The sequence below is a fragment of the Pseudoalteromonas sp. Of7M-16 genome, assembly GCF_022347805.1.
Classification (GTDB): domain Bacteria; phylum Pseudomonadota; class Gammaproteobacteria; order Enterobacterales; family Alteromonadaceae; genus Pseudoalteromonas; species Pseudoalteromonas luteoviolacea_F.
In genome coordinates, this window is the sequence record NZ_JAKRFY010000009.1 from 124,826 (window position 1) to 145,914 (window position 21,089).

The window sequence follows — 21,089 nt, forward strand, 5'->3', positions numbered from 1 at the left end:
TAATATAACAAACTGATAGAATTCAAATGATAAAACTAACAAATATTTCAAAGCACTATCGTACAGACGAAATCTTAACAACGGCTTTAAGTGATATAAATCTCTCTCTGCCTCAAGGGGAGTTTATGGCAATCATGGGGCCGTCTGGTTGTGGTAAATCTACACTTCTCAATGTTTTAGGCATGTTGGATACGCCTTCTGAAGGGAAGTATGAATTTATGGGCGAGGAGATCGCAAACTACAAAGAAAGCCAACTTGCCAAAATAAGAAAAGAGCATGTAGGTGTGGTTTTCCAAGAGTTTAATTTGATCGATGAGCTGTCGGTGATTGAAAATGTCGAAGTGGCTTTGCTGTATCACAAAATGCCCAAGGCAAAAAGAAGGGAACTGGCGCTAGAAATGCTGAAAAAAGTCGGCATGGATCATCGTATCAAGCACTATCCAGGACAACTCTCAGGAGGACAGCAGCAACGCGTTGCAATCGCACGCGCTTTAGTAAATAAGCCCAAGCTAATCGTTGCCGATGAGCCAACAGGTAATTTAGACAGCAACCTCGGTAGAGAGATCATGGAATTGATTTCTGATATCAATAAAACAGGTACTTCGGTGATCATGGTGACCCACTCAGAAGCACATGCCCAATATGCCAATCAAATTTTAACCTTGTTGGACGGCAAACTGGTTTCAGGCTCTCTTGAGCAAAGTATTGCGTGCTGATTTGGGTGACTCATGACGGTAGATACGATAGTTTTTTCACTTAAGCGACTTATACATAGCCCACTGTATTCTCTGCTAAATATTATTAGTTTGGGGATCGCGCTTGCCTGTGTTCTGTTAGTTGGACTGTATGTTAATGATGAGTTTGAATACGATGGATTTTGGCAGGATTCAGAGCGCATATACCGAGTCGAGATGAACCGCAGCTATAGCAATGGCGATCGGACTCACACACAATATACATTTGGGCCAATAGTTCCTTTAATCGAGAGTAACCAAGCTGAAGTTGAAAGTGCAACGCGATTTGGTCACTTTAACTTTTTGGTCTCTGCAAATGACAACCGATTTTATGAGAATTTGTTATTTACGGATCCAAGTGTCGTAGATGTTTTCGGCTTGGAGTTCACGGCAGGAGATGGAGCAAGTGCCTTCCAGCAGCCGAACTCTGTTGTCATCACAGAGACAATGGCAAACAAGTTATTTCCCAGTGGCAACGCATTGCATCAGATGGTGTGGTTGGATGGAAAACATCAAATGCAAGTCTCAGGTGTCATCGCAGACATCCCGAATAACTCTCACCTCACTTTTAGTTTATTTGCATCAATGGATAGTGCCAAACAAATGTATGGCGATCGCATAATAAACTGGGACTATGCAAACCAAAGCAGTTATTTAAAGTTAACAGCGGGGGCTGATCCTGATGCAATAGAACGGGAAATTACTCAGCTTGTTGCTGCTAATGCACCGGAGGCTCTCTCTACTAAAGTCGAGCTTAAACTAAAGCCCATCGCCAGTATTAACCTACTCGCACAAGACGGCAAAGGGTTACAGATAATTTATATTATTTCAGCGGTGGCGCTGGCGATTTTATTGATGGCGTGTGCAAATGTGGTGAATTTGGCAACCGCCAGAGGTGCGGAGCGTGCCAAAGAGCTGGGGATCAGAAAGGCTGTAGGGGCCAGCAGAAGGGATCTTTTTGCTCAATTTATAATTGAATCACTCATTCTTGCATTTTTTGCCTTACTGTTTGCGCTCATTGTGACTTATTACTTCCTACCACTTGTAAATGCCATGACACAAAAATCTATGGCGCTAGATTTATTGGGCAATATGGGACAAATCGGGTGGCTCGTATTTCTTTGTTTGGTCACCGGCTTACTATCAGGCGCGTATCCTGCGTTTATGTTATCTAAGTTTCAACCAGCACATGTACTCAAAGGTATGATGAGGTTTGGGCAGGGCTCAATGTGGGTGAGAAAGGCAATTGTGTTATTACAATTTGCAGTCTCCGTTGGCTTAGTCATCGTGACGTTGATCATATATAAACAAGTCAGCTTTATGAAAAATATGGACTTAAAGTTTGAAAAAGAAAATGTGGTGGTGATTGATAATATCCATTGGACCGATATTGCTCCCCACTACAAAACGCTTAAAGCTGAGCTTGAAAAACATCCTGATGTTTTGAGTGTCGGTGGTTCAACGGGCGTTCCGGCACGGGATTACAATTTGATGGGCACTTATGCCGTCAAAGGAGAAAGTGAAACAAGCGCCATCTCATTGAACAGACTTGATATGGACCACGGATTCTTTGAAAGCTATGACGTAAAGCTTTTGGCTGGTCGGTTATTTTCTAAAGATCACCCGTCTGATTTGGTGGACCCCGGGCCGGACAGTGGTGCAAGTCAATTTAATATCATCATCAATGAATTGGCTATGCGAAAGCTTGGATTTGCCAGTGCTAATGAGGCCATCAACCAAAGCATAGATAGAATACAGCCTTCTCGTTTGCCTTTTTCTTTTAAAATTGTCGGTGTTGTAGAAGATTTTCATATGCTTGCAGGCCATGGGCCAATCAAACCCTACCTGTTTTTGGTGAAGACTAATGGCTTTGTCCATGCATCAGTAGAGTTGTCTGAAAGTGGGATTGCTGAAGGTTTGGCGCATATCGACAGCACATGGAATAGCGTCTATCCACAGTATCCAATTATTAGAACATTTATCGAGGACGATTTGGCACGAGGGTTTGAGCAATGGGAGAGCTATCGTGTGGTGATGGTCGCACTGGCTATTGTAACAACCATAATTTCTTGTTTTGGCGTATTTGGATTGGTGTCGTATTCAACGAAATACCAGAAAAAAGAAATCAGCGTACGTAAAGTGGTCGGCGCGTCTGCATGGGATATCACTGTGTTATTTAATCTCGGCTTTTTGAAACTATTACTGCTTGCTAATTTGCTTGCTTGGCCTATTGCTTACATGTTTGCAAGTCGTTGGCTCAGTGAATTTAGTTATCGAATCACGCTGGAACCTTCATTGTTTGTGTATATCGGACTTGCTTCAGCGGCATTGACGACGCTCATAACAAGTTATCACACATACAAAATAGCGAATACAAAACCGGCTTTGGTCTTTCATACGAATTGATCAACCAAGTTTATGTATTGTTCAGTAGCAAAGGACAGGCATAGTTTTTATGTGCAAGTACTTTGCTCTATGCCATTAAGTTGTACCACGACGAATAAGGCCAGCTTCAAATTCAATTTTAATAACAGATTTGTGGTTGTTATTTGGCGGGGTTCTAGGGAAAAGCAATGACATTGAATTCACTTATAAGCACAGGTTTTAATGTAAAAGAAAAAGCAAACAGTTTTGTTGATATCGTTAAATATTATGCTGAAGTTCAGCCCGAAAAATGCGCCTATCGCTTTTTAAAAAATGGTGAGGATTTAGCGCAAACACTTACTTATAGAGAGCTCGATAAAGATGCGCGTGCAATTGCCAGCAATTTGCAGGCGTGCGGCACCGTTGAACGTGCGATGTTAGTGTACTCACCGGGGCTTGAGTTTGTTAAAGCGTTTTTTGGATGCCTATATGCTGGAGTCGCCAGTGTGCCTGTTTATTTGCCATCAGCAAGGGCTGAAAGCTGGCAACGATTACGCGGCATTATGAATGACGCAGAAGTTCAAGCCATTTTACTCGACCCATCTTGTGTGGAGTCTGTGAACAAATGGTTATTTGCAGACGACGAGCAAGGTAAACCTCAGCTAATCACCACAAACTCGCTTGATGACAGCGCGGAAAATAACTGGGCCGAGCCCGTTTTTGATGCAGATAAATTAGCCTTTTTGCAATATACATCGGGCTCTACAGGGGATCCAAAAGGGGTGATGGTCAGTCATGGTAACCTCCTGCACAACCAGTCTCTGATTGAAGCTAAGTTTTGTCACACTAACGAGTCCGTGGTCGTTGGCTGGTTACCTCAATACCACGATATGGGCTTAATAGGTAACATACTGCATCCAGTTTATATGGGCGCGACGTCGATCCTTATGTCGCCAGCTGCATTTTTGCAAAATCCGCTTCGTTGGCTAAAAGCCATAAGCCAATATCAGGCTAACACGAGTGGAGGACCAAATTTTGCCTTTGATTTATGTGTGCAGCGAGTCAGTGAGGCGGATAAAAAAACACTCGATTTAAGCTCTTGGGATGTAGCATTTAATGGTGCGGAACCCATTTCACCACAGACCCTTGAAAACTTTTATCAGGCATTTAAAGGTTGTGGTTTTAAACGGCAGGCATTCTATCCGTGTTACGGCCTAGCTGAGTCTACTTTAATGGTCAGCGGTGTTGAAAAAGCAGCCGAACCAGCAGTTGTACATCTGGACCGAAGCGCACTAGAAGACCACCATATAGTGATCAAATCAGCACCTGACGACGATACGTGTTCACTGGTGAGTTGTGGGGCAGTGGAAGCTGGCGTGACGTTACAAATAGTCAACCCAGATTCAGGCACGACAATTGAAGATGGTTCAGTTGGTGAAATATGGGTGAGTGGTGACAGCATTGGTCTTGGCTATTGGAAGCGAAAAGCCCTCAGTCAATCAGCGTTCTACGCGCAATTGGACGGCTATCAAGCTCGTTTTTTGCGCACTGGTGATTTGGGTTTTGTACACAATGGGCAGGTCTTTGTGTCAGGCAGGTTAAAGGATTTGATTATTCTTAGGGGGAAAAACTACTACCCTCAGGATCTCGAAGCCACAGCGCAATCAGTCAGTGCAGCATTAAAACCAGCCAGAGGCATTGCGTTTGTCGGTGAATCATCACTCCAAGGTGGCCAACCCGATGTTGTGCTTATACAGGAGGTAGAACGCACGTCATTGAGAAAAGTGAACTTCGCTCAGCTAGAGAAAAGTATCAAGCAGGCTATTTACAGCACCTTTGATTTGCACATCGAGGTGTTATTAGTGAAGCCAGGACAAGTCCCGATTACTTCGAGTGGTAAAGTGAGGCGCTCACTGTGCAAAGCAAATTATCAACAGGATCAGTATCAGGGGTTGAACAAGACGCAAAACACCACGTCAAAGGGGAGCCATGAACACCCGCATTGGCAGCCCAATACTGTGGTTGAGCACTTTATGTTTGACTGGTTGAAATTACATTTTGAGCAATCAGCACAACGCAATAGGCCATTACTAGATTATGGCATAGACTCGATGAAAGCAGCCCAGTTGCAATATGATATTGAAACTGAACTTGGCGTCATCTACCCGATGGAAAAGTTGTTAAATACGTCAAATTTAGGGCAGTTGGTTGATGACCTCTGTGCACTGAAAGCGAAAGTTGATGAGCAGTACTCTCAATGTGTGCCAACAGAGCTCTCAGCGACCAAAGCAAATGGTGAGTTGTCAACTCATCAGGCTATGTTCTGGCAGATTGACAATCAGTCCAGCAATACTACTGCATTGAATTTATCGCTACCAATTTTAATCAGAGGTACATCTGAGCAGGCGTTTTGCATCAATATTTTTAGGCAGGCATTTGATACTTTAATTGCGCAGCAACCGATTCTGCGTACCGTATATCAAGAGCAGTCAGGTGAGGCCAAACAAGTCGTAAAGCCTCTGTGTGAGTTCAAAGAGGTATTAGCTTATCAAGATGCTACACAGTGGAGTCGTGAAGCGTTAAATGCGCAAATACAGGCGTTGGCTACACAACCGTTTGATTTGAAAGACGGCCCGGTTTTTAGAGCAACGATATTTGCTAGAAATAACGGGACTGTTTTGTTCCACTTTGTGGCACATCACATTGCGATGGATGCCTGGTCTATACAAAAATGCATACAGCAGGTAGCAAAAAATTATGCATTGCTCTTAGCTGGCAAGCAACCAGAGCCAGTTGTTTCTGATGTAAGCTACCTTGATTATTGCCACAGGCAATCAAGCGATAGCATGCAGCAAGAGTATGCAGAGTCGGCGCGTTTTTGGCATAGAGAATTCGAGGGATTCTCAGAGGTGACGGAATTACCCACGGACAGAAAGAGCCCAAAAGTGTTTAACTTTGAAGGTGGTAACTTCGACGTGAAACTGCCAGATAGACTGCGCGGCGACCTATATACACTGGCAAAGCGCCAGGGAGTGACACCCTATACGCTGCTATTGAGTGCTTTTAATGTCTTGCTTCACAAGTTTATGGGCAATGAGGATATTGTTGTTGGCACGCCGATCTCTCAGCGACCTATGGTTGACTGTGCTGAAGTGGCTGGATGTTTCGTCGATGTAAAACCTGTACGTACCAAAATATATGGAGATATGCAGTTTAATGACTTGCTTAAGAGTGTTAAGAACACTTTTCTATCAGTTTTAGAAAACAAGTGCTATCCATCACAACGTATTTTTGAGTTACCGCAGTTAAGAGACGCGTTGCGCGCCGCGAATATATTCCCTAACGTACGATTTTCCTTGCAAAAAGCGCCCGACCTTAAGTCAGTGGGTGAGTTCTTTTTGGCAACAAGTGGCGCAAATATCAATTTGCATGGGCTCGAGCTTTCATCTTATGAAGCGCCAAGCCAGATTGCACAGGCTGAGTTAGCACTTACTGTAGTGGAGTGCTCAGAAAAAGTGTGGCTGCGTTTTAATTACAGTACACAGCTGTTTGAGCAAGATACGGTGGAGTATTTGGCAAAATGCTTCGTGCAAATTATTGCGTCGCTCACTCATGATTCAGAGCAGTCTATTGATCAAATTGTGCTACCTCGAAGAGATAATGCAGAGCAACAGCTGGCAGTGGCAAATGGTCAAGAGGCTTCACTCACAGTTAAAGGTGTGCATCAATTATTTGAACGACAAGTCGCTGTGCGACCGGATGCAATTGCGGTTGTTTGCGCACAACAGCGAGTCACTTATTCAGAATTGAATCACATGGCAAATGCGATTGCGCACACGCTGTTGTCACACAACTTAGCACCAGAAAGTACCGTCGCCATTTGTATGCAGCGTTCGGTAGAAATGGTTGCGGCGTTTCTTGGCGGGTTAAAAGCGCGTGTCTGTTGTGTGCTCATTGAGCCGACGACTCCGCGCGAGCGTCGCGAACATATTTTGGCAGACTCAAATGCTAAATTTATGCTCGCAGATAAAGCAACTAAGTCAGTCAATAGTGGTAAGCAGCTGACTGAGATAATTGTCGATGACAATTTATTTGAGAGTGCGGAAAAGTATCAAAATCCAGACTTGCCAGTCTCTGTCACAGATGCTGCGTATGTGATTTATACGTCAGGTTCAACAGGAAAACCAAAAGGCGTGGTGGGGATCCACAAAGGGATGATCAATAGAACTCAGTGGATGATAGAAACCTTTAATGCAAGCCACCTTGATGTTGTTTTACATTGTACGCCATTTAATTTTGTACGCGCTGAACGAGAGGTGTGTTTCGCGCTCGGCGCTGGGGCTCAATTGGTTGTGTTGCAGCAGAATGCACTGAATGAGCCCGCGGCGTTTATGCGAGCAATGCAAACACACAAGGTGACATTCACAGCCACCTCGCCAGCGCATATTAAAACGCTTTTGGACTACGATAAGCTGGCTTTTTCTCGCTTGGTGCCGCCCAGACATTGGTTTATTGGTGCAGATGTTTTAGACCATACCTTGGTTTCTAAACTGCAATTTATGCACAGTAATATGACACTCAGTTATTTCTACGGCTCAACGGAAACAACCTCTGATGTGAGCTGTTTTACAGTGCCTAAAAACTACCAAGGTGGCGCGTTCACGACGCCGATTGGGCAGCCTTTAACAAATACTCAGATCTACATTTTAGACAAGGCCCTTAACCCAGTCCCGAGCGGTGGTAAAGGTGAGCTATACGTGGCAGGCGATCAAATCTCCAGAGGGTATTTAAATGCCAGTGAATTGACTGAGCAGAAGTACATCGACAACCCGTTTTCTTCTGCAAAGCAGCGACTCTATCGCACTGGGGATTTGGCAAGGCAGCTTAGCAATGGAGATATTATTATACTGGGAAGAAAGGATTCCCAAGTTAATTTAAATGGCTTCCGTATTGATTTATCCGAAGTGGAGCACGGTATTTATCGTCTTGAAAGCGTAAAAGATGTCGCTGTTCGTTTGCATCAAGAAAGTGCAGAAAAGCAATACATAGTTGCCTATGTGGTAATGAGCTGTGACATGCAAACACAAGCTCAAGAAGAGAGCACTTTGCGCCAGCATGCTCAGAGTATCTTCAATGAGTATATGCAACCCAGTGTGTATGTGTTTGTAGAGCAACTGCCAAGAACCGAGCTTGGAAAGCTTGACCACAGGCGCCTTCCTGATCCTTCAATCGCTTTGGAGCAAGCTAGAGCGGCAAACTATATGGCACCTGAGAACGAGTTAGAAGTGCTTTTAGTTGATATTTGGCAAGAAGTATTACAGCTAGAACAGGTGGGCGTAGAAGATAATTTTTATCAGCTCGGGGGCAATTCATTACTCAGTGTAAAAATTGTGGCGGAAATAGAGGAGCATGTGGGTATCAGAGTGACGTTAAAAGCGTTTTTTGACGCTTTGACTGTTAGGGCGTTAGCGGAAAAAATTCTGACTATCGCGATGCAAGAGATGCCGCAGGAGAGCGAGTTTTAAAGCTTGTTGGTAGCCCGTAGCAAAGCTGTAAAGCTCTGTAGCAGGGGGATTGAGCCACGGATGCAAACCGTGGCTTAAGCAAAGTTGTGTAGTATCAGATTAAATGCGAATTAAAAAAATGAAAAATAATAAAAACTTAGTTGGCAAGTTCTCGGGGTTGTCTAAAGAACAACAGAACAACTTTTTGGCTCAACTAAAAAAAAAAGCATTTCAAAGTGAATCATCGCAAAAAAGCGAAGTTTCAAGGGTGTCTCAAACGCAATTAGCCAAGGGCATTGCGCTGTCATATTCTCAGCAGCGCCTGTGGTTTATAGATAAATTAGAGGGAGCGGATAAAGCCAGCTACAACATGCCTGTGGCTGTAGGCCTGAAAGGCAAGGTTAGTATGGCATCAATACGCCGTGCTCTTGCGGCAATTGTTGACAGGCATGCTGTGCTTCGCAGCCGCATAATTATGCAAAATGGCCAGCCGCGACAAGTGATAGATCCCCAGTTTGCGTTGAACATAGAGGTGACGGTCGTCACCGACGCGCAGCTACAATCTGCTTTGTATGATTTTGCGAGCGAACCCTTTGAGTTGGAAAAAGGCAACCTTTTCAAAGCTGAGGTGTTTAAACTGAGCGATGAAAACTATGTGCTCTGTTTAAACATGCATCATATTGTTTCCGACGGGTGGTCATTAGAGGTAATCAAAAAAGAGTTTATTCACTATTATCGTTCAGAAGCTCCGTTGCCAGCACTTGAGGCACAGTTTCACGACTTCGCCCATTGGCAGCGCCAGCCAGCGCAAGACGATGCAATTAAGTCAGGTCTGGCGTTTTGGGCTAAGTCCTTGACTGGACTGCCTGATTACCTGCCTCTGCCAACGTGCTATGAGCGACCAGCTGTATTGACCGAACAGGGCAGTATTTATCGTGACTCGTTGGCGATGGAAGTTCGCGACCAAATCGAGCTTTTCAGTCGTTCACACCAAGTGTCGACATTTGTAACCTTGATGTCGGTGTTCAATGTCCTATTGAATCGCTATACCAATGCTTGTGATATTGCTGTAGGTACGCCTGTGGCAAATCGTCAGCTTAAATCAATTGAATCAAACATCGGCTTGTTTGTGAATACCCTAGTAGTTCGAAACCAAGTTGATCCATCAGTCAGTTTTTCGACGCTATTGCAAAACGTGAATAGTGTTATTAGGACGGCTTTTGAGCATCAGAGTACGCCGTTTGAAAAAGTTGTTGAACATCTTAAGCCAAACCGGAGCCAGAGTTACACACCGCTGTTCCAAGTTATGTTGGTCTATCAAGACTTTCCTTCCGCTGTGGCGCTAGAGCTGGATGGCCTGACAATGACACAAATCCCGATATCAAGTGCCACGTCAAAATTTGATTTGACCTTATTTGTCCAGCGCGAGCCCACGGGTTTTAATTTGAGGCTTGAATACAATACTGCGCTGTTTGATGAAGACTACATTGCACAGTTCACTAATCACTATAAACAGCTTGTGATTAAATTATGCAGTGAGCCTGAGCTTAAAATAGGTGCAGTCCCGCTACTAACGGACCATGAAAATGAACTAATCGCACAGCGGCAAGGCAAGCGTTGTGACCGCTATCAAAAACATTCACTTGTCTCACTTATTCGTGAGCAGGTTAAATGCCGTCCAAATGCCACCGCGGTCAGAGTCGGCACGGATTCAATTACCTTTGAGCAACTGTACTGTGATGCATTGCAAATATCCAAACTGCTAAACAATGCGCAACTGGCAAGCAATGCCATTGTGGCCATTGCAATCAGCTCAGGTTGGCGGCAAATCACAGCTGTGCTGGGGACGCTGATCTCGGGGTTCACTTTTGTCCCCATAGATACCTCGCTGCCAACTCGGCGTCAGCAACAAATTTTAACCTTATCTGGTGCGAGCATGATGTTGGTTGAAGAGATTGTTGAATGCTCAAGCATTACTCAGGTCATAGTAGAGGAGTTCACCGATAGCGCCAATATCAGTCTTGAAGTGGCTGCAAAGACAAATGATTTAGCCTGTATTGTATTTGAAGCCGATGAATGTGGCTCAGAGCCTAAAGGCATTCCAATCACACAAAGTAGCATTATAAATTCAATATTAGATGTTAACGAACAATTGTCAGTGACCCATGAAGACTCGACTCTTGCGGTTTCTGAGTTTGATTGTGAGTATTCGATATTCGAGCGATTTAGCACTTTAGTCAGCGGTGGGTGTGTGGTGATGCTCAATCAGGCAGACCTAAAGAGTCCAACAGCGTGGGCTCGCGCACTCCGTAACCATGATATTACGACTTGGCATTCATCGCCTTACAAAATGGCCGCTTTATTAGCGTACCTTCAAAGCAGTCATGTCACGTTGCCAACAGCCCTCAATAAGCTGTGCTTGGTTGCACAGCACATAGACCAGAAGCTGTTAACGCGTATAGAGACATGGAATGACCAATTATTGATATATGGCTTTGAAGGGCCATCCGAAGCGGCGAGTTGGTCGCTGTTAAGGTGTTATGGCAAAAAAGGGCAGGCAAACAAACTCAATGTATTGAGCAATCAACAAGTACATATTTTTAACTCGGCATTAGAAGCCTGCCCCCAACTAGTTAACGGCGCTGTGTATCGCAGCGGGTGCGGCGTCGCGGATGCATACTGGAATAAAGCATCGACAGTAGATACGCGATTTGTCGTTCATCCTTGCACCACAGAACGGTTGTTCAAAAGCGGAGAAATTGGTCGCAGACTGGCGAGTGGGGAGTTGGAAATAAACCAATACAATCAGCAAAAGGTGATAATAAACGGCCGACCTACCAGCTTAATCGAAGTACAAAGTGTGTTGGATACGCATAGGTATGTGTTGGCATCCAAAGTCGATGTCGTTCGCAGTCACAGTGGAGGTGATGTGTTAGTTGCAACTGCTGCAACCAGTGCAGCGCTCACCAAGTCTGATTTATATCGCTACTTACGCAGCAGGCTTCCTCACTACATGGTCCCACGATATTACAACATCGGCAGTGTTTTAGAGACAGAACCCTTTGAATATACAGAGCAATTACTGAAAGGATTGCAGGTGAATAGCCAGTTTGTCGGGGCGAGAACGCCACTGGAAAAACATGTGAACCGCATTTGGCGCAGGGTACTGGAAGAGGATCAAATCAGTATCAACGATAGGTTCACTGAGCTGGGAGGCACGTCGATGCAAGCCATTAAGATTGTTAATGAAATCAATGCCGCTTTTGAAACAAAGGTAACGCTCAAAGAGTTTTTTAGAAGCGAATCGATAGCGGCTTTGGCGGGTTTACTTAGCCGTGCGGCTTAATGGACAGTGTATTGTGCATGGTACAAAACACAATTCGATTGAATTTAAGCGCTGCGTGACAGCGACAAGTTATTGAGGTGATTGATTTGTTTAATTCACTAAAAGAGAAGCACCCACTGCTATCACGGCTGAGTGCATGGATTTTATTTCCCCTATTGGCAATATGTCTGGCGATGTATCTTTGGTTAAGTTCAGGTATGCCAACTGCCAACTCGGTTGTTGAGGTGGCAGGTGAGCATGGCACCGCCGTTATTTCCAGAAGTGAGTGGGGAGTGCCAACTATCTCTGCAAAACAAGATTTGGCCGCTTTTTTTGCCCTGGGTCTGGCACACGCACAAGATAGGTTGTGGCAAATGGACTATCAACGTCGGCTTGGCAAAGGACGGTTGGCTGAAATACTGGGAGTCTCTGCACTCCCTAGTGACAAACTGATGAGAACTTTGGCTTTAAATACGGCCGCAGAGCTGGCGTTAAATGGCCTGTCCGACAAAACGCGTGCAATTTTGAACGCATATGCAGATGGGGTGAATCAGGGGATATCGGCACTTAAGGTGAAGCCGATTGAATTTTATTATTATGACATTGACATCGATCCCTGGTCTGAGTCTGACTCACTGCTGTTAATTAAGTTAATGGCGATGAATTTAGGCGCAAATTATCAACAGGAGTTATCGAACACGATTGTAGTTAAGCATTTAGGAAGCGGCAAAGCACGTGAATTATTGGGGATCAATATTGCTCCTGCGCACGATATGCCAGCATCAGCGCAAGAGTTAGCTGCACTTAGCGAATTTTATAAAAAGATTGAGCGTCAATATCATTCTACATGGGAGGGCGTTGGTAGTAATGCTTGGGTCGTGTCTGGTCGACATACCGAGTCAAGTCTTCCAATATTGAGTGGCGATCCACACCTGCGATTACAGCTGCCAACAACTTTTTATTTGGCAAAATTACAAGGGGATCTTATTGATGTAACAGGTGCGACAATCCCAGGTGTGCCGGCAGTTATTTTTGGACACAATAGGCATATAGCATGGTCTGGGGTCAACTTAGCGGCAGACGTGCAAGACATTTATTTGGAGCGCCAACATCAGGTTAATGAAAACCTCTTTGAGTACGAAGGTGCATGGCTTAAAGCCAATATCAAGGTTGAAGAAATAGCGGTCGCTCAGCAGTTCCCGGAGTTTTTGCGCGCGCCATATAAACCCTTAAAGTGGCAGGTGCGTTCAACCTCAAATGGCCCTTTGCTGAGCGATGTATTTGGTTCCGATCGTCACTTTTCACTGAAATGGTCGGTATTGGATCCGGTTGATACCAGCTTGCAAAGCTTTTTAGAAGTTAACTACGCGCGTGATCAGCAAGCATTTAGCCTTGCGCTTGAGCAGCATCATGCACCTGCACTGGCATTTGTGTATGGCGATGTTGCAGATAACATTGGGCTATTTACCGCAGGTAAGATACCAATTCGTCACGATGCAAATGGTCAGTTACCAGTGCCGGGGTGGACTGCTCAATATCAGTGGCAAGGCTATGTGCCATTTGAAGAGATGCCACAACAAATTAACCCAGAGTCGGGGATCCTAGTTACCGCGAACAACCAGATGCATGGACCCGCTTATCCCCATATCATATCCAACAATTGGCAACCAGATTTTCGAGCTCAACGCATTGGTGATTTGCTGACCCAGCATATTCAAGAAAATAACAAGTTGTCGCTTGGCGATATGGCAGCAATTCAGTCAGATGTGTATGCAATTCACGCTGAAAAAGTGGTGGCGTTTTTGCTTCAATCGGTTGCAAAAACATCGGCGCAGGATGAGTTGGTTAATGTACTAAAAGACTGGGACATGGAAATGTCGGCGCACAGCGCAGGGGCGGTTATTTTCAGAGTATGGTCGCGGCACTTTAATAGTCGCATCATCGGTGATGAATTAAAGGTGCAATTTAGCTACCCCAATAGGATGTCCGTTTTGGATGGTCTCAGTGCGAGCTATCAAGCTGAATTCATTGCGACTGTAATAAATGGCGCGCATCGCGCTTGGTGTGACGATGTCACCACAGAGGTAATTGAAAGCTGCGAAAAAATGGCTCAGCTGTCTTTGATTGATGCAAAAGATGAACTTGAATTGATGCTTGGGGGTAACCCAAAGTCGTGGCAATGGCAGGATATGCACAAGGTGACGATCCCGCATTCAACCTTTTCACAACATCCATTTTTAGCAAAGTTTTTTAATCAGGAACATGCCACTCAAGGGGGACTGTACACGGTAAATGTCGCTGGTGGCTCGTACTCAAAAGATGAAGGTTACATTAAGCACATGGGGGCAACTTATCGACAGTTAATCGACTTAGGTGCGCTATCCGATACGCAATTTATTCTCGATACGGGGCAATCAGGGCACCTGTTTAGCCCGCACTATACAGATATGGTGGAGATGTTTGAGCGTGGAGAATATGTATCGATAGGCCAAGGTGAACTAGGTCAAACTCTGGATACGGGAGAAAAGTAAGATGCCTCGGCACAATAAAATAGAAGAAATAAACAAAGGGCTCTTTCACTTTTTAATCATGCAAGGAGAAAACCGCGTATTGCTGTCAATTCTTACGGGCGTGTTAGGCGGGTTGGCTTATGCGGCATTGATCCCCTTAATATTGGCGTCTGTCAGTGTCGAAAGTGCGCTCATGGCTAATTTTTTGGAGGAAGAAAAAGTGTTCGTTTTGGGTTATGAAATCATTCAACCCAAATTTGCGATAGCTTTCCTTTTTGTTTGCTTAGCGGCGCTCATTTTAAGAGCCATTTCACAGATCCTATTAGAAGGTGTTGTGGTCAAAGCAGCCAGTGGACTGCGTGTATATATGAGCGATCGTCTCTACAGGCTCCCTATTCAGGAACTTGAGCAAATAGGACCTTCGCGATTTATTTCCGCAATTACAATGGATGTGCCAACGATTGCGGGCAGCGCCGCATCTTTGCCGAATTTTGTTATTAACATCAGTGTTGTGCTAGGTGTGCTCGGTTATATCGCTTTTCTCGATGTGCACATGTTGTGGACCGTATTGTTAGTCATTTTATTTGGTGTACTTTCATATCGTATCCCAATGATGTTTGGACAAAAGTTTTACGCAAAATCACGTGATAGTTATGATGATATTCAAGAAAGTGTGAGGGGTTTTATTTACGGGGCCAAAGAGTTAAAGCTGAACCACAAACGATATCAAGAATACCGAGATCAGCGATTGATCACCGCAGAGGGCCGCTATGTAGAGATGCAGTTGTGGGGAGGACGTATTTTTTACATGGCAATTCAGTACGGCAACTTAGTTGGATTTCTCGCGATTGGTGTCATTGTGTATGCGGCAGGAAACTACTATTCACTTTCCAATTCAACCTTAGTCAGTGTGGTGGTGGCAACGTTATATCTGATAGGGCCTTTGGCCAATATCATGAATTCAATAATGCCCTATAGTCAGGGGGTAGTTGCACTTAAAAAACTCAATGTGCTGATCAATGAGATGCCTCAAGAGCCAGTGAACGAAAATTATGAGCCACTACCGTGTGACCGAATTGATATCAAGGAATTGTGTTATCAATACCCAGGGCAAGAAGGGTTTAATCTCGGGCCAGTGAGCTTTACGCTGCAACGCGGGCAGATCACTTTTGCCATCGGCGGAAACGGGTCCGGCAAGTCAACTTTAGCCAAGTTAATCTCTAACCACTATGGCGCGTCAAAAGGTGAAATAACCTTTAATGATATTCAAATCACACCAGAAAACAGATGGCGAGCGCGAGAAAGCATCAGTGCAATCTATACCGATTTTTTCCTGTTTACCAAGCTATATGGGTTTGCACAAGATGATTTAGGTAAGGTTGAAAGATATCTTAAAAAGTTGGCCCTGCATGACAAGGTGTCTTTGCAAGGCGACATGTTTTCGACAATTAGTTTATCGGATGGACAAAGAAAACGATTGGCCTTGTTAGTGAGCTATTTAGAAGATCGAAGCCTTTATGTTTTTGATGAATGGGCAGCAGATCAAGACCCAGAATTTAAAAAGGTCTTTTACACCGAATTACTCCCCGAGCTAAAGGCAAGAGGCAAGATAGTGTTTGTAGTTGGCCACGATGAATTGTATTTCTCTCAAGCAGATCAATTGCTGACAATGCAGCGTGGGCGTTTAGTCGACATTCAATCCAATCAATCGAGTAAGAGGGAGTTGAGTCATGTAATTTAACTCAATGGCACAACCTACTTATAGATTGGAGGCTTGAGATAGCATCGATTGGGACCGACCAGCTTATTGATGCCAATTTTCATACTTTAAATAATAAAAATAATTAAATAGGTAATAAGAATGAACAACATGACAGTATCTCTATTATCGGAGCTGAAAAGCTTGGGAATTCAATTAACGCAGGAACAGGGTAAACTTAAGTTAAAGGCACCTGAAGGGGCTTTAACCGCTGCGTTAAAAGAAAAAATACTCAAGCACAAAGGAGATATCATCGCCTTGTTGAAGCTCCAGCAAGAGGGCTTTACCAAACTAGACAAAATTCCCAAACGTACGTCAAACAGCGTACTTCCGTTGTCCAATGCACAGCGCAAACTGTGGTTGATAGATATGCTCGAAGGCACAAGTATCCATTATAACATGCCAGGCACTTTGCGGTTTGAGGGGGCGTTGAATGAAAGTGCGCTGTTTCGAGCAATAGAAACGATCATACAACGTCATGAAGCCCTGAGAACGGTGATCAAAGTTGACGAGTTCGGTAAGCCTCATCAATGTATTTACGACTCTTTCGAATTTTCACTTCCGCTGGTTGACCTCACTGCTTTAACACCACAACAGCAATACGATGCGGTAGTTGAACACTATGTGGAAGATATCAATACTGCTTTTGACTTGTCCAAAGACTTAATGTTTCGCGCGCAACTGCTCAAGTTAAGCGCACAAAGCCATGTTCTTATATTTGATATTCATCATATTTCAGCGGATGGTTGGTCGTTTGAGATATTCTACAAAGAGCTCGGTTTATTGTACCTTGCTTATAGTTCAGGTAAGGCCAACCCATTACCTGCATTGCCCATTCAATTTGCCGATTACACGTTGTGGATGGAATCCAAATTTGAGAACAAGGAATTGGATAAACAATTGACGTACTGGCAGGCACACCTTGCTGACATACCTGCGGTGCACAAATTGCCACTGGATAACGAAAGGCCAGAAGTACAAACCTTAAATGGCAAGAAGTACAGTCGAAAGTTTAGTGAACAAAGCTATGCTGCGCTTAAGCAGTTTGCTGAGCGTAACAATGTTAGCTTATTTATAGTCTTGCAATGTGCTTATGCGGCAGTGCTCAGTCGTTGGAGCGGTGAAAAAGACATAGTTATGGCGACGCCTAATGCAAACCGCGCGAGGCCAGAACTGGCAGAGTTGATTGGCTTTTTTACCAATACGCTTATCTTGAGAACTGAGTGTGATCTTGGTCAGTCTTTTAACCAGTTTTTGCAATCGTCTACCGAGGTCTTACACAAGGCCTTTGAAAATCAGTTGGTTCCATTCGATATGCTTGTCGAGGCTCTGAATCCACCGCGAGTTATGGCTCATAATGCGCTGGTACAAATCACTTTTTCTCTTGAGAGTCAAAGAACAGGTCCGGCCGATGTACTGAGCTCCTCGACATTGAAAGTAACATCGGCCATAGATGAAGACAATGCTCCCACAGAGGTGCCAAGCAAGTTTGATCTAGAGTTTTATATTTGGGAGCTCGAAAATGGGTGTAAGTTTGAGTGGACTTACAACTGTGATTTGTTTGAAGAAGCCACAATCAAAGCTTTAGATCGCGATTTTGAAAGCTGTCTGCATGGTATTTTGAATAACCCGGATCTACCGATGCATCAATTTTTTAGTTTGGACAACCAGCAGCAACAATTGATCACACAAAGTAATGCCCAGCATTTGGCTTGTCCAAACAATGAAACGCTTTTCGATATGTTAGAGCGTCAGTGCGAGCAGACACCGAACAATATCGCCGTCAAATATGGTGAGTTATCATTGTCATATTGTCAGCTACATGAAAAGGCAAACCAGTTGGCGCATTGCCTGCGGACATCTCAAGACGTTCAGCCCGGGCAGATAGTCGGTTTGTATGCTGAGCGGTCGCTGGATATGATCATCGGCATGCTGGCAATTGTTAAAGCGGGCGGCTGCTACCTGCCTTTAGACCCCAGTTTGCCAAAGCAAAGGCTGGACTTTATGTTGGCCGATGCACAAGTTTCTCTGGTATTAGCACAAACACATTTATGTCATAGTTTGGCAAGCTCGACTATCACAGTACAGCAGATCGCAACTGAGCAGAGTTGGCCTTCCACCACCTTGTTAAATCGCGCCTCGCCGGAGTTACCTGTGTACGCCATTTACACTTCCGGATCAACTGGGCGGCCAAAAGGGGTCTTGAACCATAACAAGGGGTTATGTCATAAATTGCACGGCATCCAGCATCAATATTCATTGCAGGCTGGGGAACGAATGCTGCAAAAAACACCTGTCCATTTTGATGTATCTATTTTTGAGATTTTCTGGCCGCTGACCACAGGGGCGACAATGGTGTTAGCTGAGCCTGAAGCGCACAAAGATCCGCAGCGTATTTATCAGCTCATTTGCTCCGAACAGATCAATGTTGTGCATTTTGTTCCAGCCATGCTTAGACTGTTCTTGGAAGAAATTAAGGGCCAAGAGTTAGCAGGTTTAAGACTACTTTTTACGAGTGGCGAGGAGTTAAGCTATGCGCTGCAAGCGCAAGCTATTACCGAACTCAAAGGGGTTGAGTTAGTCAATCTATATGGTCCTACGGAAGCTGCGATTCATGTAACTGGCTGGCGCTTTAATGAACTTAGAGCAGATAAAAAGGTGCCCATTGGCTTTGCAATGCCGAATGTGCAAATACATGTACTTGATCCTTGGCAGCAGCCTGTCCCAATCGGCGTCAGTGGTGAGCTGTATATTGGTGGGCCACAGGTGGGGATGTGTTATTTAAATAATGAGTCATTAACCGCAGAACGGTTTCCTACACTTGTAATAAATGGCCATCCAACACGTGTATACAGAACAGGTGACAGAGCGAGGCGGTTAAAAGATGGTGCAATTGAATTCTTAGGTCGTTTTGATGAACAAGTCAAACTAAGAGGATTTAGAATAGAGCTTGGCGAGATTGAATTTGCACTGATGAATATCGGCGAGGTAGAGTCTGCGGCTGTTGCGATAAAGGAGCTTGAGAAAGGTGTTGCCAGCAGCGCACTGCTTGTCGCATATGTAAAAATGAGAGATGGCAACATAACTGATGTCGACATTAAAGAGGAACTTAGTAAGTTTTTGCCTGACTACATGATACCGGCTGCAATTGTACGAATGACCGAGCTGCCACTGACCCCGAGCGGCAAGCTTAATCGACTCGCTTTACCCGCGCCGGGCTTTGCTCCAAGTACGGCAGATATTATCCAGCCAAATAGTGACACTGAAAAAACAGTCTTGCGCATTTTCTCAGAGTTATTAAATCGGGAAAGTATTTGTATTACAGCAGACTTTTTTAGTCTAGGTGGGCACTCCTTGTTAGCGAGTGAGTTGCGCATGAAGTTGCAAAAAAGTATGAATATGGATGTGCCACTGCGCGTGATTTTTGAAAAGCCAACGGTAAAAGCACTGTCGGTATGGTGTGAAAATGCCACCAACAACACCATATCATCTATTGAGGCTGTACCAGAGGCACAGTGGGTCCCCTCTTTTGCGCAGCGCAGCCTATGGTTTATCTCGCAAATTGAAGGCGGATCAAAATACAATATTCATGATAGTTTCCTGATGACAGGTCAGCTGGACATTCCAGCCCTGACGCAGGCTTTCATTGCTTTGGTAGAGCGCCACAGCGTTTTCCGTCAAGTTTTTCCTACCGTCAATGGCCAGCCAAAATTAACTTTACTGAACAGCTATTCTCCATTAACCGTAACGTCGCTGGCACATTTGCACGGGGGTGAACAATTAGAAGCGCTTGAGAAGTTAAGTACCGAGCATGCTTTGTATCCATTTGATATTAGTGCACAAGGGCTTTTCAAAGCACAGCTTGTGGAACTTGGCGAACAGCGTTATAGGTTGATGCTGACTCTGCACCACATGGTGGTAGACGGTCAATCATTCCCTGTTTTGATGCGTGATCTGATAAGTCTATACAGTGCACAGTGTGGCAATAAAGCTACACTGCCAGCGATGAGTATTCAATACGGAGACTTTGCCGTTTGGCAAAAAGCCCATGCTGATAGCGGCGCCATTGAGCAACAAAAAGCGTATTGGTTGAAAAAGCTCAAAGGTGCCCCTGAATTACTGTCTTTACCGTCCGACTACCCGCGACCATCCGAGGTATCATATCGCGGGGAAACCTTGGCGCTAGCGTTTCCCGATGCTTTAATTTCACCGTTGGAGCGTTTTAGCAGAAAAAATGACAGCACGTTATTTATGACCTTATTGACCATATACAAAGCACTATTGTCTATGTACAGCGATGAAACGGATATTTGTGTTGGCACAGCGGTCAATAATCGCAGTCATCATCAACTGAAAGACGTTATTGGCATGTTTGTTAACCGGCTGGTGTTACGTTCAAAGGTCTCCCTCGATGAGAGCTTGAGTGAGGCACTTGTCAAAGTGCGCAAGACTACATTAGATGCTTTTAGCCATCAAGACTTGCCATTTAGTCAGCTGGTTACCGAGTTAAATCCAAAACGCAATTTGAACTATAACGCATTATTTCAAGTGGCCTTTCAGTTTGAGCAGAGCAGCATGAGCTATATGCAAAATCACAGTGTGGACTTAGAGGGCCTCAGTATAGAAAAAGAGCAGGTTGCTGATAACATTTCAAAATATGATTTGTCGTTATACGTTGTTGAAAGTTTCGGTAAGTTGGAGTGCAATTGGGAATATTCGAGCGATTTATTCAAACGAGAAAGAATTGAACGAATGCATGACCAATTTTGCAATTTATTGGAAGCTGCCTTAGACAATCCAAATGAGCCTCTTGCCGACTTACTCATGGGAGAGTACGGGGCGGGTGTATTTACGATTTAAATTTCATTAAATAATCACAATAATAAAGAAACA

The 21,089-nt window shown here is 44.4% G+C and carries 7 protein-coding genes; all 7 read left to right on the forward strand.

The genetic code is table 11. The features are described from left to right. Window positions 1–26: 26 nt before the first annotated feature. The 7 genes from MHN81_RS11685 to MHN81_RS11715 all read left to right on the forward strand — a co-directional run bounded on the left by MHN81_RS11685 (window position 27) and on the right by MHN81_RS11715 (window position 21,056). A complete protein-coding gene (locus MHN81_RS11685; RefSeq protein WP_023398728.1) occupies window positions 27–716 on the forward strand; it encodes an ABC transporter ATP-binding protein in 690 nt (229 codons plus the stop codon). A 12-nt stretch (window positions 717–728) separates the two neighbouring features. Further along, window positions 729–3,140 (forward strand): ABC transporter permease, encoded by a 2,412-nt coding sequence (locus tag MHN81_RS11690; RefSeq protein ID WP_239425790.1) that lies wholly within the window; start codon window positions 729–731, stop codon window positions 3,138–3,140. Between the two features lie 167 nt (window positions 3,141–3,307). Then, window positions 3,308–8,623 carry a non-ribosomal peptide synthetase gene (locus MHN81_RS11695; protein WP_239425791.1) on the forward strand — a complete coding sequence of 1,772 codons (5,316 nt, stop codon included), beginning with the start codon at window positions 3,308–3,310 and terminating at the stop codon, window positions 8,621–8,623. A 118-nt stretch (window positions 8,624–8,741) separates the two neighbouring features. After that, complete coding sequence (locus MHN81_RS11700) at window positions 8,742–11,948, forward strand: condensation domain-containing protein (protein ID WP_239425792.1); 3,207 nt, start codon at window positions 8,742–8,744, stop codon at window positions 11,946–11,948. An 86-nt stretch (window positions 11,949–12,034) separates the two neighbouring features. Continuing rightward, window positions 12,035–14,458 (forward strand): penicillin acylase family protein, encoded by a 2,424-nt coding sequence (locus MHN81_RS11705; protein WP_239425793.1) that lies wholly within the window; start codon window positions 12,035–12,037, stop codon window positions 14,456–14,458. Between the two features lies 1 nt (window position 14,459). After that, window positions 14,460–16,178, forward strand: coding sequence for a cyclic peptide export ABC transporter (locus MHN81_RS11710; RefSeq protein ID WP_023398733.1), 1,719 nt, complete (start codon window positions 14,460–14,462; stop codon window positions 16,176–16,178). Window positions 16,179–16,298: 120 nt separating this feature from the next. Continuing rightward, entirely contained in the window at window positions 16,299–21,056 is a 4,758-nt protein-coding gene (locus tag MHN81_RS11715) for a non-ribosomal peptide synthetase (protein WP_239425794.1), read from the forward strand. Window positions 21,057–21,089: the final 33 nt, after the last annotated feature.

Bases quoted from the DNA above. Each gene is read 5' to 3' on its own strand.
- MHN81_RS11690 (WP_239425790.1), top strand. From the start codon at position 729: ATGACGGTAGATACGATAGTTTTTTCACTTAAGCGACTTATACATAGC.
- MHN81_RS11710 (WP_023398733.1), top strand. From the start codon at position 14,460: ATGCCTCGGCACAATAAAATAGAAGAAATAAACAAAGGGCTCTTTCAC.
- MHN81_RS11695 (WP_239425791.1), top strand. From the start codon at position 3,308: ATGACATTGAATTCACTTATAAGCACAGGTTTTAATGTAAAAGAAAAA.
- MHN81_RS11685 (WP_023398728.1), top strand. From the start codon at position 27: ATGATAAAACTAACAAATATTTCAAAGCACTATCGTACAGACGAAATC.
- MHN81_RS11700 (WP_239425792.1), top strand. From the start codon at position 8,742: ATGAAAAATAATAAAAACTTAGTTGGCAAGTTCTCGGGGTTGTCTAAA.
- MHN81_RS11715 (WP_239425794.1), top strand. From the start codon at position 16,299: ATGAACAACATGACAGTATCTCTATTATCGGAGCTGAAAAGCTTGGGA.